We start from the raw sequence: 13,719 nt of genomic DNA on the forward strand, positions 1-13,719 counted from the left end.
TGACGATGCCGGGAAAGCATTTGTCATGCAATATGTTTATCTTGACAACAATTATAAAGGAGATGAAGGAAATCCCGGTTAAATCTAAAATTACCACGGAAGACTTGTTCAAGATCAGCATGATGAAGACGGTCATCAAACCCACAAGTCCCCATCGTCATGCGGATTATCATGAATTTATTTTCCTGCATGCAGGTTCGGGTTTTCATGATATTGACGATATGAGCTTCGAGGTCGTTCCATCGGCGGCTTTTTACATCAGGCCGGGCCAGACCCATTGCTGGAACTTTTCAGCGCTGCCCAAGGGATATGTGCTGTTGTTCAGGGAAGACCTGCTGCTGAAGGAGGATATCGATATTCTATTCGGTTTGCCTTCACATATTCCTCTCGGCGACCAGCCTTCCTTATTCCGCCTGCTGTCTGACCTGTATGAAGAATATAAGGTGACCGGGCCCGCCAATGCCTTATACAGCGCCTATCTTCATTTATTGATAACGAAGCTGAAGACGTTCGCTGGCGTGAAAAAGGATGTACTTACATTTTCAGATGGACTTTTTCAGCAATACAAGCGGCTGGTGAACGACAATTTCCTTGACAGCCGGCAATTGAAATTCTACATCGCCAAACTGAATACTACCACGGGCACATTAAACGAAATCTGTAAGAAGTCGGCCGGCAAAACGGCCTCCGCCATCATCAACGAGCGCGTGTTACTCGAGGCCAAAATGTTGCTTTCCGCCACGGTCAAGCCGGTGAAAGAAATTGCCGCGTTATTGAAGTTTTCGGACACCCCTCACTTCGCGAAATTCTTTAAGCTGTACACGAATCTGACTCCCGGAAAGTACCGTGAACTGGCGCTTTTGAAAAAATAATTGTACAATAATTGCCCTGAATCTTACAATGGAGGTTTAAACCGGGCTGGTATATTTGCGGTGATTTTACAATCATTCAGATGAACCTTAGATTTATTCTCCTTGCTGTTTTACTGGCGGCTACACAGGTAGCGCTTGCACAAAAAGCCTCCATCACCGGAACCGTTACCGATAAAAAGAACGGCCAACCGCTGGAATATGCCAGTGTGGCCGTGTTTAAAACCACAGATTCTTCCCTGATTACGGGCGCCGTCACCAATGCAAAAGGGGGCTTTTCACTGGAAAGGCTACACGCCGGAAACTATCATCTGAGGATTTTGTATATCGGGTACGAAACCATATACGTCAGCGGCATTGCGCTGGCGGAGGGGCAGCAGCTGAATCTTGACAAGATCGTTCTCAACCGCGGAAGCGCCTTGCTGGATGAGGTGAACGTCACCGGTACTCAGTCGAACGTATCGAACCGGATCGACAAACAGACATTCCGCGCGGGGCAGTTTGAAGCGGCAAAAGGAGGGAACGCGGTGGACGTGCTCAAAAACCTTCCTTCCGTATCGGTGGACGGTCAGGGTAATATCAGCGTGCGCGGTTCTTCCAACTTCCTGGTACTGGTCAACGGAAAACCGGTTGTTACAGACGCACAGACTGTTCTGAGCCAGCTTCCTGCAAATGCTATCGAGAACATCGCGCTCATTACCTCTCCGTCTGCAAAATATGATCCGGACGGCAAAGGCGGCATCATCAATATTATCACCAAAAAAGGCGCTGCCGACGGATTTACCATTTCGGCCAATGCGCTGGCGGGGCTGCCCAGCACCACCGATCATGGTAACAAGGAAAAACCACAACGCTTTGGCGGCGACCTGACCGTCAGCTTCAGAAAGAACAAATGGGATGTTGCTGTCAGCGGTAACTATACGCGGAACGATAATTCCGGTTACCGGGAAGGGGATGTTTATACGAAAAACTTCGACGCGGATATCATCACCCGGTTTCCATCGGAAGGAGAAAGAAGCTTTGACAAATACAATTATGCGGGCCGGGCTTCCGTCACTTTTTCACCGGATACAAACAATACGTTTTCCGCGGGATTTTTCATCGGTAAAAGGTACCAGGCGCGGCTGGCGGACATTCTTTACAATAATACGGCCTCCGACCTTACCAGCGGAGAGCTGATCCGCAGCACGACCTATTTTAACTCGAACCTGCAGATCAAGGAAGGGAATTTTTCGCTGGGTAATATCGACTACACCCACCGGTTCCGGAACAAGTCCACTTTAACCGCCTCCGCCTTGTTTGAAAGTGCGCGGCTCTTTGGCAGTACCCGGAACAAAAACCTGGACTACCCGGAAACCTCGCACATGTTGCAGGAGGTGTACAATCCATATGAAAACCCGATTGACGGCTACCGGTTCAAGCTGGATTATGCGGTCAATATCGGGAAAGGGAAACTCGAAAGCGGCTACCAGTTCAGATACGATACGCAGAACGGCAAATTTGATTATTTCGTTACACCGGCCACTTCCCAGCCGGATGCAGACAGGTTCAGGGGATCAGCCAAAACCCGCAACCGGATCAATTCAATTTATACCCAGTATTCCGGAAATGAGCAAAAACTGGAATACACGGCAGGTTTACGATATGAGTACGCTGTGCGGACCGTAGCGCTTTCTTTCGATCCCACGGCACACAAGCTGGATCTCTCCAATTTATTCCCCTCTCTGAATCTGATGTATACCCTCCGTGAGGGCTGGAAAGCAAAAGCAGGATATAGTAAAAGAATTCAACGCACCAACAATTTCGAGCTGAACCCGATACCGGAACGCGAGCATTCCGAAACGCTGGAACAGGGTGACCCGAATCTGCTGCCTTCGTTCATTGACCTGGCGGAACTGGGACTGATCCATGATTTTAAAAAGGGATCATTTTTCACCACCCTCTACTATCAGCATATCAAAAACCCGATCCAGCGGGTGAACAGCGTGTATGCCGATACGATCCTGAACCGGGTATTCACCAATGCCGAAGCCGCGCGCACATTCGGCCTGGAAGCCGGCGCGAGCCTGGAGCCGGTAAAATGGTGGAGCCTGTACCTGGGTGGCAATATTTATAATTACAGGATCAACGGTAACCTGAATATCCTGGGCGTAAATTCCCGTGTTGATAACAGTAACTGGGTGTATTCCGTTAATGTTAATACTACTTTCAGACTGGGATCATCATGGAGCTTGCAGGGGAATGTCAACTATCTTTCGGCGCGGCCAACAGCGCAGGGTGAAGATTCCAGGTTCCTGGTGCCGAATACTTCCCTGAAAAAGACGTTCCTGAACGGCCGCTTTTCCGCTACGCTGCAATGGCAGAACATGGACCTCGGGTGGGGGCAGACGCAACGCCAGCGCATCACCACGAGCGGCCCGGATTTTTATACTACCACGAATTACATTTATGAAACGGACGTGTTCCTGTTGAATCTCGGTTTTAACCTGAACAGATTGAGCGGGAAATCGAAGCTGCCGGCCAGTGAGTTTGGGGATAAGGAGTTTTAGCAAACCGCTTCAGGAACGAGTTATGGATCAGCATGTATACAGAATCCAAAAAAATACTTTGCAGATTTAAAACAATTCCTATCTTTGCAATCCCAACGAAAAAAGTTCTTATTCATAAGCGGAAGTAGCTCATTTGGTAGAGCACGACCTTGCCAAGGTCGGGGTGGCCGGTTCGAGCCCGGTCTTCCGCTCCAAGCGATGTTCCAAACTGTCCAAAGCGGTTTGGAATTTTTGTTTAAAGTTCTTTGTGAATGTTTTACATTTACAAGGCAGGATACCCGGGTGGTGGAATTGGTAGACACGCCGGACTTAAAATCCTGTGGGCTGCAAGGCCCGTACGGGTTCGACTCCCGTCCCGGGTACACGGAAGCCTTTAGCGTAAAACTAAAGGCTTCTTTTTTTTCCTCAAACGCTGCACAATTTTCCATCTGAGTAATTGCAATAGGTTCTCGTAGGGATCATTTTTTTCTCATAATAAAAACAATACCATCCGTTCCTCCTGATCCCATGTAACTTGACGCATAATCAAGTGTTTCAACAAGCTCAAACTGGTTTTCAACCATATAGTTCAATACTGCTGCATAGGATTTCTTGTTTGTCAGTTTTTCGGAAAATTCCTTGCCTGCTTTTATCTGTTCTGGCGTGTCACCGAAGTCAACCGTCACCTTCAATTTTTTAGAAAACAATTTCCCTTCAACTAAGATATAAGCGTAGGAATATTTCCTATCCTGTGTTTGTTGGATGCTTTGCGAAAAGCTTGTCATACATAGTGCCGTGATAAACACTAATGTCAGAATCATTCTCATATATAATCGTTTTGGTTAATTATAATCGTATCCAGCTTATTAAAAATAGCTGGGAAATTCCTCAGACGCAAGCTATCTTCCGGTTAAATTCATTTTGAGCGTATGAAACCACGTTTGCCGTTTCTCGTCCTTTACACTCTTTTCTCCTGTCATCTGGCCGCGCAGGGGCAAACAAAGCCCGATGAGATAAAATTCGTCAGACAGGGCGTGCAGCGCATGATCTTTGACGAAAAGCAGTCCATCCCGCTGGCAAAACTGGAACCGGCGAACATCGTTGGTATGACGGCCATGCATCCCGCCCGGCATTACCTGAAAGATCATGCAACGGTATCTGTTGATAAAGACAAACTGGTGATTGCATCAACGGAAAAATCGGCCACCGCTATCTGGTTCGGCGGTTTCAATCCTTTTGCCACCTATACGATCGATCTTCATGCCTGGACTGGCGAAGGGGAAGCAGGTTTTGAATTTGGAGATACTGTTAGCGGAGAACAGCTGTTTATCACAGTGAGTGCTAAAAACAATACGCTAACGGATGTACGCTTCCTGTTCCGGAAAGATGCCCTGGCGCAGCCGGTAGACCGGTCCATTATGGTTACGCAGAACAAAATAGCGGACCTGAAAGGAAAGATCATCCTGCAAATGCTGGGCAGCGGCCTGGTGCTGTACCATCAGTCTGCTGGTTTGCCGGTGGTAATAGGGCAGGTCGATTTTAATATGTATGCCGATCTGCGCGCCAAGGACCGTATCCATTCTTTTCAGTCGAATCTCTTTGTGGGCCTTACATCCGGGCAGGTTGCCATCAACGGGGTGGAAGCAGCGCTGACAACCGGCATGGGACTGGCTGACATCCGGCCGATCACGTACGAAGACGGAGCGCCTTTTCTGGACGGCGGCCGGTTATGGTATACCATGTCCATCCGCGGGCGGGCATTGCCGCACCATATACAGGGCGTTTTCAGCATGAACCCCACCGTGTTCGATGTTAAACTGGAAGGCGTGATCCTGTTCGACCGGCAGGATGGCCTGCTCAGGAACGAAATAGCCTCCCATATTTTTTACGACAGAACGCAACGCATCTGGCGCGGCATCACCACCGGATTCAGTGCCTATGCGAATCCCGATAAAGAAAAGAAACAACTGCTGGCGGTGGAAAGTAAACGGGACCCAAGGTTCGGTTTTTCCGTGATGAACGCTGCTGCTTTCGGGGTTGTAGGCGATATAGAAGATCAGCATATCCTCTATGATGAAAAAGCGAAGAAATGGCGCATGCTCACCTGCGTTAACCAGGATGGCTACAAGGCCATCATCCTGGAATCAGACCATTGGAACAAGGGGTATAAAAAGATCGCCGGCCCCGTGCGGCACAATTCCACCGGTACTTCCATTCAAAAGATCGACGGTAAATTGTACTGTTTCTCGGGAAGCTCCGAGCGCGAGATATTTATTTACACTTACCCGGACCTGAAAGAAGCGGGTACTTTGAAAATGGACCTGCCGCCGTGGGATGAAACGGCTAATACCAGGGTATGGCCCAATGTGGTGCAAATGCCGGAGGGCTATCCTTTCAGGTACGTTTCATTGATGATGGACAGGTTCAATTACCCGGGTATGAAGGGGCCGAACTGGACGTACGGGGCTATCTACCTGTACCATGGCCGTTAAAATATGGCATAAAACACCTCCCAGTTTGTCCCGTTTTGCACAACACCGGGGCGGCGGTAAATGTTAAGTTTGTAGTGAAACAGACAACGCATTATCACCACTAAAAACAACATCACATGAAAGCAGCATCTGCACTTATAAAAATCGTCATCCCCCAGTACCGGATGCACACCCGCGTGTTCGACAATGTGCTGAACGGCATTAAAGACAAAGACGCTGGCGTTAGGGTAGAAGGAAGGACCAACCACATCCTCTGGATGACGGGCAACCTTGTCAACTGCCGTTACTGGCTGGGTGATATACTCGGGCTGGACCACAAAGACCCGCATGAAGCGCTTTTCAAGGATGCAAAGGCCCTTGACCCCAACGCGGAATACCCTTCCATAGACACGCTGAAGAAAGAATGGCACAAGATCTCCGCCCCGGTTTACGAACGGCTGCTGGCGGTGACCGAAAAGGAGCTGGACGAAGCGTATCCCTTCGGGATGAATGTAGGTTTTGTGGAAGAAAACAGGCTGAACATGGTGGGTATGGCGATGGATCGGGAAAGTTACCTGTTCGGGCAGTTGGGGCTGATGAGAAGGATCCTCGGGTATGAGGGGATGAAATATGATATGGATGAAACGATCCCTTATTAAGAAATCTCCGGAAGCCCCCGCCACCAGGGGCTTCCGGCTTTACTGAAAGTATTCGTAAGTATACCGCACCATCCCCAGCAGCTCATTCCCTTTACCATAACAATCCTCCCGCTGCGGCAACCCCTTTTCATCGTAGCTGTATTTCCATATCAGATAATCTCCCCGCTCGATATTGATCACGGTCATCTGTGATACTTTCCCCGCGGCGTCGTATTCAAAGCTGTAGTCCGGCAGCATGCGCTTGCGGCTCGGATGGTAACGCAGCACGTCCGTCAGCCTGCCTTGCGCATCATAATTATAATATACACGCTGGCGGCCGGGATGCGCTTCTTCGGTAACATGCCCGCTGGTATCGGTCTTGATCGTAACAAACGTGGAATCCAGCCCGCCTTTTTTAATGGCCAGGCCCGTGAGGTGGCCCAGAGTGTCATACTGAAACCACCGGTCTTCCGTCATCCGGAACTTCTCTTCGCGGCCTTTGGAGCTGGTCTGGATGTGCGACAGCCGCCCGGCCGCATCGTAATGGTACAGCGCGGTGCTGATGGCGGTCTCCGAGCTGTCTACCGTTTTGGTGAGCCGGCCGGCGCTATTGAAGGATGAGGTGAGTACCGAACGGCCGCTGACGCGGCTTTGCGTTACCGCCCGCATCTGCCGGAAGCTGGCGTTCATCCCCCGGATGCAAATGAAATCATTGTCCGTCTGCTGGTTCGCATCCAGCGTTTTCACATGCTGAAAGCTGACTTTGTTGGCCTTGAAAGTAGCCATGGTAGCCGCTGTTTGCTGCGTATTGTACACATCCTGGTAAAAGTACTGTGCTTTAAGACTGCCGGATGCCAGTAAAAGCCCGGCGAATAGTGTTTTCAGTATATTCATAATTCTGATGCCCGCTTGTGGCAGCGCTGCAAAAATACTAACGTTCGAACAAAACAAAACGTATAAATCTTTTATCTTTAGCCATCTTTAACCGAAATCCGGATCGTGAAAACACAACACCTGAGAAAAGACAAAACCTGCCTGAATTGCGGAACGGAGGTGCCGGACCGCTTTTGCTCGCATTGCGGGCAGGAAAATGTAGAAACGAAAGAATCGTTCGGCCACCTGCTCAACCACTTTTTCCAGGATATCACCCATTATGATTCCAAATTCGTTCTCACCCTCAAATACCTCTTTTTTTACCCGGGCTACCTCACCAAAAGGTACCTCATCGGCCACCGCGCGGACTTCGTCAACCCCATACGGCTATACGTATTTACCTCTTTCGTGTTCTTCCTGATGCTGGGCATTGTGAGCGGCGGGGAAGACAGCATTAACGTGAAAACCGGCACCAAAGCCCGGGAATCGGCCAGCAATACGATTGCGGAGGTTCAGCAGCGGTTGCAGGATTCGCTGGCTCACGCCGGAAACGCGGAAGATTCCATCGAAATAAAAAAGGCGATGCGCGCGCTCGAATTCGGCGGCGCGCCGTTCCTCGGCGGAGAAAGCCGCACCGTGCGCGAATATGATTCCGTACAGCAGTCGCTGCCCGCCGTAGAACAGGACGGATTCCTGCAACGCAAATTCATCGCCCAGATGCTGAGCCTGCGGGAGCGGTATGGCGACCGCACGGAAGACGTGCTCAAGGAAAAATTCACGCATCACTATCCCAAGCTTATGTTCATCCTGCTGCCGTTCTTTGCATTAGTGATGAAGTGGTTCTTCATGAGGAACAAAATGTATTATGCGGAGCATGCCATCTTTTCCATCCACATCCATACCTTCATCTTCCTGCTGTCCATCCCCTTCATGCTGATCAACCAGCTGCTGCACTACGAGGATCTTTACATGTGGATGATGTGGGTGGTGTTCTTCTATTATATTTTCGCATTGCGCAACGTTTACCGCAAAACATTCATGGGCGCTTTATGGAGAGGCATACTCTCGCTGGCCGTTTATTTCGCCGGCACTATCATTGTGTTGCTGTTATTTTTGTTATTTATACTGATATTTGCCTGATAATATCGTCATTATGACCCCTGAATTTTTAATCATACACCAACAGGCGCAGCCGCATGTGGCGCACATCGCGCTGAACCGGCCGAAGGAACTGAATGCGCTCAACCTGCAATTGATGACCGAATTGCGCGATGCGCTCCGGGCGCTGGACGAGGATGAACAGGTGCGGGTGATCGTGCTGAGCGGGAATGAAAAAGCATTTGCCGCCGGCGCGGACATCAGGCAGATGGCGGGCCGCACGGCGATGGACATGTATAATGTAGACCAGTTCAGTACCTGGGATGCCATCAAAAAAATAAAGAAGCCGCTTATTGCGGCGGTCAGTGGTTTTGCGCTGGGCGGAGGATGTGAGCTGGCGATGCTTTGCGATATGATCGTGGCCAGTGAAACGGCGAAGTTCGGGCAGCCGGAAATAAAGATCGGCGTAATGCCCGGCGCGGGCGGTACGCAACGCCTTACCAGAGCAGTGGGAAAGGCGCTGGCGATGGAAATGGTATTGACGGGGAAATTCATTACGGCGGATGAAGCATGGAAGGCCGGTCTTATTAACCGCGTGGTGCCGGTGGAATTGTACCTGGAAGAAGCGTTCCGCCTCGCCGCGGAGATCGCGCAGCTAAGCCCGCTGGCCGTGAAGATGGCGAAAGAATCCGTTCTCCGGGCGTTCGACAGCACGCTGGACGAAGGACTGCATTTTGAAAGAAAGAATTTTTACCTGCTCTTTGCTTCGGAAGATCAGAAAGAAGGCATGCAGGCCTTCCTCGAGAAGCGGGCGCCGGTATTCACCGGAAAATAATCTGTAAGCATGAACCCATTTGAACAACTGCTGGCGAATAACAAAGTATGGGCCGCGCAAAAAGTGGCGGAAGACAAACATTTTTTTAAACGCCTGCAAGATCAGCAGGCGCCCAAGTTTTTGTGGATCGGTTGTTCAGACAGCCGCGTACCGGCCAACGAGATCACCGATACGCAGCCCGGCGAGATCTTCGTACACCGCAATATCGCCAACATGGTCGTGCATACGGACATGAACCTGCTCACCGTGCTGGAATATGCCGTGAAGGTCCTCAAAGTGGAACACGTGCTGGTGGTGGGCCATTACGGTTGTGGCGGTGTCAGGGCGGCGATGACGAGCGACAATCTCGGCATCATCAACCCCTGGCTCAAACATATCAAGGACGTATACCGCATCCACCGCGACGAGATCAACGCGCTGCCCACGCATGACGAGCAGGTGGACCGGCTGATAGAGCTGAACGTACAGGAGCAGGTGATGAACCTGGCCAAGACCATCACCATCCAGGAAGCCTGGCGCAAGGAACAAAGGCCGCATTTGCACGGGTGGGTATACGGATTGAAAGACGGACTGATCAAACCCGTTTTCCATATGCCGCCGGATTCCCGGATAGACCCGATCTACGAATTCGACATCAAACCATAAATCATGAAACATATCGCATGGACGGCAGCTTTCGCGATCTTCGTATATGCGTGCCAGTCCACTTCCAGTACGCAGGACCAGCAGCAGACGCCGGATTCCATGACCATGATCCCGACGGACACCATGATCCAGATCACGGATACCGCCCTGACGCCTACGCTGGTGGAGTCGTGGACGGCTTATGAGGGCTTCGACGGGAAGTATGCGGCCGATGTAAAACTCCTGCAGCAAAAGCCATTGAAAGACCGCATGAAGCAGCTGTTGGGAAAGGAAGAAAATGATTTCATCCAGCGGTACAAAGTAACGCCGCCCATTGAAGTGGAATCAGGCGTTCTTTTTAACGAAGGATGTAAACCGCATAACTGCACCGTGGAAGAAGCGGCGCTGGCGGTGGACATGAAGCAGGACCTGTTATATGTGGGGATTGCGCGGAATAAGGTGGTAACGCTTTTCGGGGAACGCGGCGATACGGCTTATCCGCAGAAGCTGCGGGACTGGAAGAAGAAGTTTGAAGAACCGGTGGGGGCAGCGCAATAGACGACGGAAGTATTTTTTACGGGATAAAGAAGCGGGTGTATCAAATCTGATACACCCGCTTTATTTTTCACGTTATTTGAACTTCGATTTCAATGCCAGCAGCTTTGCCTGGAAGTCGTTCAGCGGCGCTTCCTTCGCAGGCTTGCTGTCCTTCCGCTCACGGCGCTGTCCGCCACCACCGGCGGCAGGCTGACTGTCCTTCATGGAAAGTGAGATGCGTTTGCGCGCGATGTCTACTTCCAGTACGGTTACCGTCACTTTCTGGTTCAGCTTTACCGCTTCATTGGGGTTGCTGATGAATTTGTTGGACAGGTGGGAGATGTGCACCAGGCCATCCTGCTTCACCCCGATGTCTACAAACGCGCCGAAGGCGGTAATATTGGTCACCACGCCGGGCACTACCATGCCGGGTTTCACGTCTTCCATGCTCTTGATGCCTTCGGCATATTCGAAGATGGATATCTCGTCCCGCGGGTCGCGGCTGGGTTTGGCGAGTTCCTTGAGAATGTCTTCCAGCGTGAGCTGGCCTACTTCCTCGCTGACAAAATCTTTAATGTTGATGTGCTTGCGCAGGTCTTCGCGGCCCATGAGTTCCTGCACGGTGCATTGCTGCTTGCCGGCGATGGCTTCCACCACGGGGTAGCGCTCGGGGTGCACGGCGGAGTTGTCCAGCGGGTTGTCGCCATTCTCGATGCGCAGGAAGCCCGCGCACTGTTCAAAGGCTTTGTCGCCCAACCGCGTTACTTTTTTCAGTTCCTGGCGGTTTTTGAACGCGCCGTTCTCCTTGCGGTATTTTACGATGTTCTCCGCCAGGGAAGGGCCGAGACCGGAGATATACGCCAGCAGGTGCTTGGAGGCCGTGTTCAGGTTTACGCCCACGTTGTTCACGCAGCTTACCACAATGCGGTCCAGGCTCTGCTTCAGATGGCTCTGGTTCACGTCGTGCTGGTACTGACCCACGCCGATGGATTTGGGATCGATCTTCACCAGTTCCGCCAGCGGATCTATCAGGCGGCGGCCGATGGATACGGAGCCGCGCACGGTCACATCATGATCGGGAAATTCTTCGCGGGCTACTTCAGACGCGGAGTATACGGAGGCGCCGCTTTCATTGACCATGAACACGTTCACCTTCCGTCCGAAATCGATCTTTTTCACGAACTCTTCCGTTTCGCGGCCCGCGGTGCCGTTGCCCACGGCGATGGCGGCGATATCGTATTTATCCACCCATTTGCGCAGCAGGTGTTCTGCGTCCTGGCTTTTGTAGTTCTTTTCCAGCGGGTAGATCACGTCATTGTCCTGCATATTGCCCTGGTTGTCCAGCGCCACCACCTTACAGCCGGTACGGTAACCGGGATCGACGGCGATCACGGCCTTAGGGCCGAGCGGCGCTGCCAGCAGCAGCTGGCGCAGGTTTTCGGCAAACACTTCTATCGCTTCGTTGTCGGCCTTTTCCTTGGCCGCCGCGCGGAACTCGTTTTCGAGGGATGGGCGCAGCAGGCGTTTGTAGGCGTCCGCGGCGGCTTTGGTCACCTGTTCGGAGCTGGCGGTATGGCCGGTAACGAATTGTTTTTGGATGATCTCCGTTGCTTCCTCTTCCACCGGCGTAATGCTGGCGAACAGGAACCCTTCGGCCTCGCCGCGGAAAATGGCGAGCACGCGGTGGGAGGGGATGGAGAACAGCTCCTCGCGGAAGTCGAAGTAATCTTTATACTTGACGCCCTCCGCTTCCTTGCCTTCGTTCACTTTGGAAGAAAGCACGGCGGTATGGGTGAAGAGCTTGCGCAGCTTGTCGCGCAGCTCGGCATTTTCGTTGATCCACTCCGCGATGATGTCGCGCGCACCTTTGAGGGCTTCTTCGGTGGTGGCTACCTGTTCATTGATGAATGCTTTGGCGGCTTCTTCGGGGGCATTGTCCGCTTGCTCCAGCAGCAGCTTCGCCAGCGGCTCCAGGCCCTTTTCGATGGCCACGGTAGCGCGGGTCTTGCGCTTGGGCTTGTAGGGCAGGTACATGTCTTCCAGCTCCGCCAGCACCCAGGAGGCTTCGAGCTTTCCCAGCAGTTCAGGGGTCATTTTCTCCTGCTCCGTGATGGTCTTGATAATGAAGGCCCGGCGTTCATCCACCTCCTCATACCGTTTTTTCATATCCTCCACCTTGCCGATCTGTACCTCGTCCAGACTGCCCGTCTGCTCTTTCCGGTAACGGCTGATGAAAGGCACAGTAGAACCTTCTGCCAGTAAGGTCATGGTATTCTCAGCCTGCTTCTGGGATATGTTCAGCTCAGCAGAAATGAGTGCCACGTGTTTCGGATTCATATAAGTTTCTTTTACGATTTTGCTAAGGCCGCAAAGCTAAGTAAATTGGATTTTCCGCCAAGAAAAAGAAATTAACAATGGAAACGGCCGGAAATTTGCGGAAAGGGGGATATCTTGCCCGGAATTTCCTTAATATGTACCTTATGCAGCCTGAACAAGCCTTTAGCCGATTATTGCAGATCATGGACGATTTGAGGGAGAAATGCCCCTGGGACCGGAAACAGACGCTCCAATCCCTCCGCCAGCTCACCATAGAAGAGCTGTACGAACTGGCGGACGCCATTACCGAACAGGATTTCAAGGGCATTAAAGAAGAACTGGGGGACCTCCTGCTGCATATCGTCTTTTACGCGAAGATCGGCTCCGAGCAGCGGCAATTCGATATCACCGACGTGATTACGGGTATCTGCGACAAGCTGGTGGCCCGTCATCCGCATATTTACGGGGACGTGAAGGTGGAAAACGAAGAGGATGTGAAGCAGAACTGGGAAAAGCTGAAGCTGAAAGAAGGCAAGGAGTCCGTTTTAAGCGGCGTGCCGGTGTCGCTGCCCGCGTTGGTGAAATCCATGCGTTTGCAGGAAAAGGCGAAGCAGGTGGGGTTTGAATGGGAGAACAGGGAACAGGTGTGGGAAAAGGTGAGGGAGGAAATGGAAGAATTGAAAGAAGCGGTGGAAGACGGGCGCCCGGATGAAATGGAGGCCGAATTTGGCGATCTGCTCTTTTCCCTGGTCAACTACAGCCGGTTCATGAAGATCGATGCGGAGAATGCGCTGGAACGCACGAACAAGAAGTTCATCCGCCGTTTCCGCGCAATGGAGGGAATGGCCGCGGCCGAAGGGCGCCGGCTCGATGAAATGAGCCTCGCGGAAATGGACGGCCTGTGGAACAAGGTAAAGGAAGGGGAATAAT

At 51.6% G+C, this 13,719-nt stretch carries 12 protein-coding genes and 2 tRNA genes; 11 read left to right on the top strand and 3 right to left on the bottom strand.

The window, feature by feature from the left end; genetic code table 11:
• Window positions 1-41: 41 nt before the first annotated feature.
• The 4 genes from CCY01nite_RS15100 (at window position 42) to CCY01nite_RS15115 (ending at window position 3,780) form a co-directional block, all read left to right on the top strand.
• Window positions 42-872, top strand: a complete 831-nt coding sequence (locus CCY01nite_RS15100) for an AraC family transcriptional regulator (RefSeq protein WP_186831072.1) — start codon at window positions 42-44, stop codon at window positions 870-872.
• Between the two features lie 80 nt (window positions 873-952).
• A complete protein-coding gene (locus CCY01nite_RS15105; RefSeq protein ID WP_146863265.1) occupies window positions 953-3,418 on the top strand; it encodes a TonB-dependent receptor in 2,466 nt (821 codons plus the stop codon).
• A gap of 118 nt (window positions 3,419-3,536) precedes the next feature.
• A tRNA-Gly gene (locus CCY01nite_RS15110) sits at window positions 3,537-3,612 on the top strand.
• Between the two features lie 82 nt (window positions 3,613-3,694).
• Window positions 3,695-3,780 (top strand) — tRNA-Leu (locus tag CCY01nite_RS15115).
• Between the two features lie 96 nt (window positions 3,781-3,876).
• Here CCY01nite_RS15115 and CCY01nite_RS15120 read toward each other — a convergent pair.
• Window positions 3,877-4,224, bottom strand: coding sequence for a hypothetical protein (locus CCY01nite_RS15120; protein ID WP_146863268.1), 348 nt, complete (start codon window positions 4,222-4,224; stop codon window positions 3,877-3,879).
• 102 nt (window positions 4,225-4,326) lie between these two features.
• On the opposite strand from CCY01nite_RS15120, the gene CCY01nite_RS15125 reads away from it, so the two are divergent.
• Window positions 4,327-5,889 carry a glycoside hydrolase family protein gene (locus tag CCY01nite_RS15125; RefSeq protein ID WP_186831073.1) on the top strand — a complete coding sequence of 521 codons (1,563 nt, stop codon included), beginning with the start codon at window positions 4,327-4,329 and terminating at the stop codon, window positions 5,887-5,889.
• A gap of 116 nt (window positions 5,890-6,005) precedes the next feature.
• Window positions 6,006-6,527 carry a DinB family protein gene (locus CCY01nite_RS15130; RefSeq protein ID WP_146863271.1) on the top strand — a complete coding sequence of 174 codons (522 nt, stop codon included), beginning with the start codon at window positions 6,006-6,008 and terminating at the stop codon, window positions 6,525-6,527.
• A 39-nt stretch (window positions 6,528-6,566) separates the two neighbouring features.
• On the opposite strand, the gene CCY01nite_RS15135 is transcribed toward CCY01nite_RS15130, so the two are convergent.
• On the bottom strand, window positions 6,567-7,400 hold the full coding sequence (locus CCY01nite_RS15135; RefSeq protein WP_146863274.1) for a hypothetical protein: 834 nt from the start codon (window positions 7,398-7,400) through the stop codon (window positions 6,567-6,569).
• Between the two features lie 105 nt (window positions 7,401-7,505).
• Here CCY01nite_RS15135 and CCY01nite_RS15140 point away from each other — a divergent pair, with 105 nt between their 5' ends.
• From CCY01nite_RS15140 to CCY01nite_RS15155, 4 genes are read left to right on the top strand one after another with little or no spacing between them, the layout of a single operon-like run.
• The gene (locus CCY01nite_RS15140) at window positions 7,506-8,519 is read left to right on the top strand and encodes a DUF3667 domain-containing protein (RefSeq protein ID WP_186831074.1); all 1,014 of its coding nucleotides are present in this window, start codon (window positions 7,506-7,508) and stop codon (window positions 8,517-8,519) included.
• A gap of 13 nt (window positions 8,520-8,532) precedes the next feature.
• Entirely contained in the window at window positions 8,533-9,312 is a 780-nt protein-coding gene (locus CCY01nite_RS15145; protein WP_146863281.1) for an enoyl-CoA hydratase-related protein, read from the top strand.
• A gap of 9 nt (window positions 9,313-9,321) precedes the next feature.
• Window positions 9,322-9,957, top strand: a complete 636-nt coding sequence (locus tag CCY01nite_RS15150; protein ID WP_146863284.1) for a carbonic anhydrase — start codon at window positions 9,322-9,324, stop codon at window positions 9,955-9,957.
• A gap of 3 nt (window positions 9,958-9,960) precedes the next feature.
• Window positions 9,961-10,494, top strand: coding sequence for an Ivy family c-type lysozyme inhibitor (locus CCY01nite_RS15155; RefSeq protein WP_146863287.1), 534 nt, complete (start codon window positions 9,961-9,963; stop codon window positions 10,492-10,494).
• Between the two features lie 72 nt (window positions 10,495-10,566).
• Here CCY01nite_RS15155 and CCY01nite_RS15160 read toward each other — a convergent pair whose 3' ends face one another.
• Complete coding sequence (locus CCY01nite_RS15160) at window positions 10,567-12,810, bottom strand: Tex family protein (protein ID WP_146863290.1); 2,244 nt, start codon at window positions 12,808-12,810, stop codon at window positions 10,567-10,569.
• A gap of 143 nt (window positions 12,811-12,953) precedes the next feature.
• Here CCY01nite_RS15160 and mazG point away from each other — a divergent pair, with 143 nt between their 5' ends.
• Window positions 12,954-13,718, top strand: coding sequence for a nucleoside triphosphate pyrophosphohydrolase (gene mazG, locus CCY01nite_RS15165; protein ID WP_146863293.1), 765 nt, complete (start codon window positions 12,954-12,956; stop codon window positions 13,716-13,718).
• Window position 13,719 lies beyond the last annotated feature (1 nt).

It is taken from the genome of Chitinophaga cymbidii, from assembly GCF_007992715.1.
In the GTDB taxonomy this organism is placed as follows: Bacteria; Bacteroidota; Bacteroidia; order Chitinophagales; family Chitinophagaceae; genus Chitinophaga; species Chitinophaga cymbidii.

What these genes read in the sequence shown, in the direction of transcription:
- CCY01nite_RS15135 (WP_146863274.1), bottom strand. Translation starts at nt 7,400, where the DNA reads ATGAATATACTGAAAACACTATTCGCCGGGCTTTTACTGGCATCCGGC.
- CCY01nite_RS15160 (WP_146863290.1), bottom strand. Translation starts at nt 12,810, where the DNA reads ATGAATCCGAAACACGTGGCACTCATTTCTGCTGAGCTGAACATATCC.
- CCY01nite_RS15105 (WP_146863265.1), top strand. Translation starts at nt 953, where the DNA reads ATGAACCTTAGATTTATTCTCCTTGCTGTTTTACTGGCGGCTACACAG.
- CCY01nite_RS15120 (WP_146863268.1), bottom strand. Translation starts at nt 4,224, where the DNA reads ATGAGAATGATTCTGACATTAGTGTTTATCACGGCACTATGTATGACA.
- CCY01nite_RS15125 (WP_186831073.1), top strand. Translation starts at nt 4,327, where the DNA reads ATGAAACCACGTTTGCCGTTTCTCGTCCTTTACACTCTTTTCTCCTGT.
- CCY01nite_RS15150 (WP_146863284.1), top strand. Translation starts at nt 9,322, where the DNA reads ATGAACCCATTTGAACAACTGCTGGCGAATAACAAAGTATGGGCCGCG.
- CCY01nite_RS15145 (WP_146863281.1), top strand. Translation starts at nt 8,533, where the DNA reads ATGACCCCTGAATTTTTAATCATACACCAACAGGCGCAGCCGCATGTG.
- CCY01nite_RS15155 (WP_146863287.1), top strand. Translation starts at nt 9,961, where the DNA reads ATGAAACATATCGCATGGACGGCAGCTTTCGCGATCTTCGTATATGCG.
- mazG (WP_146863293.1), top strand. Translation starts at nt 12,954, where the DNA reads ATGCAGCCTGAACAAGCCTTTAGCCGATTATTGCAGATCATGGACGAT.
- CCY01nite_RS15130 (WP_146863271.1), top strand. Translation starts at nt 6,006, where the DNA reads ATGAAAGCAGCATCTGCACTTATAAAAATCGTCATCCCCCAGTACCGG.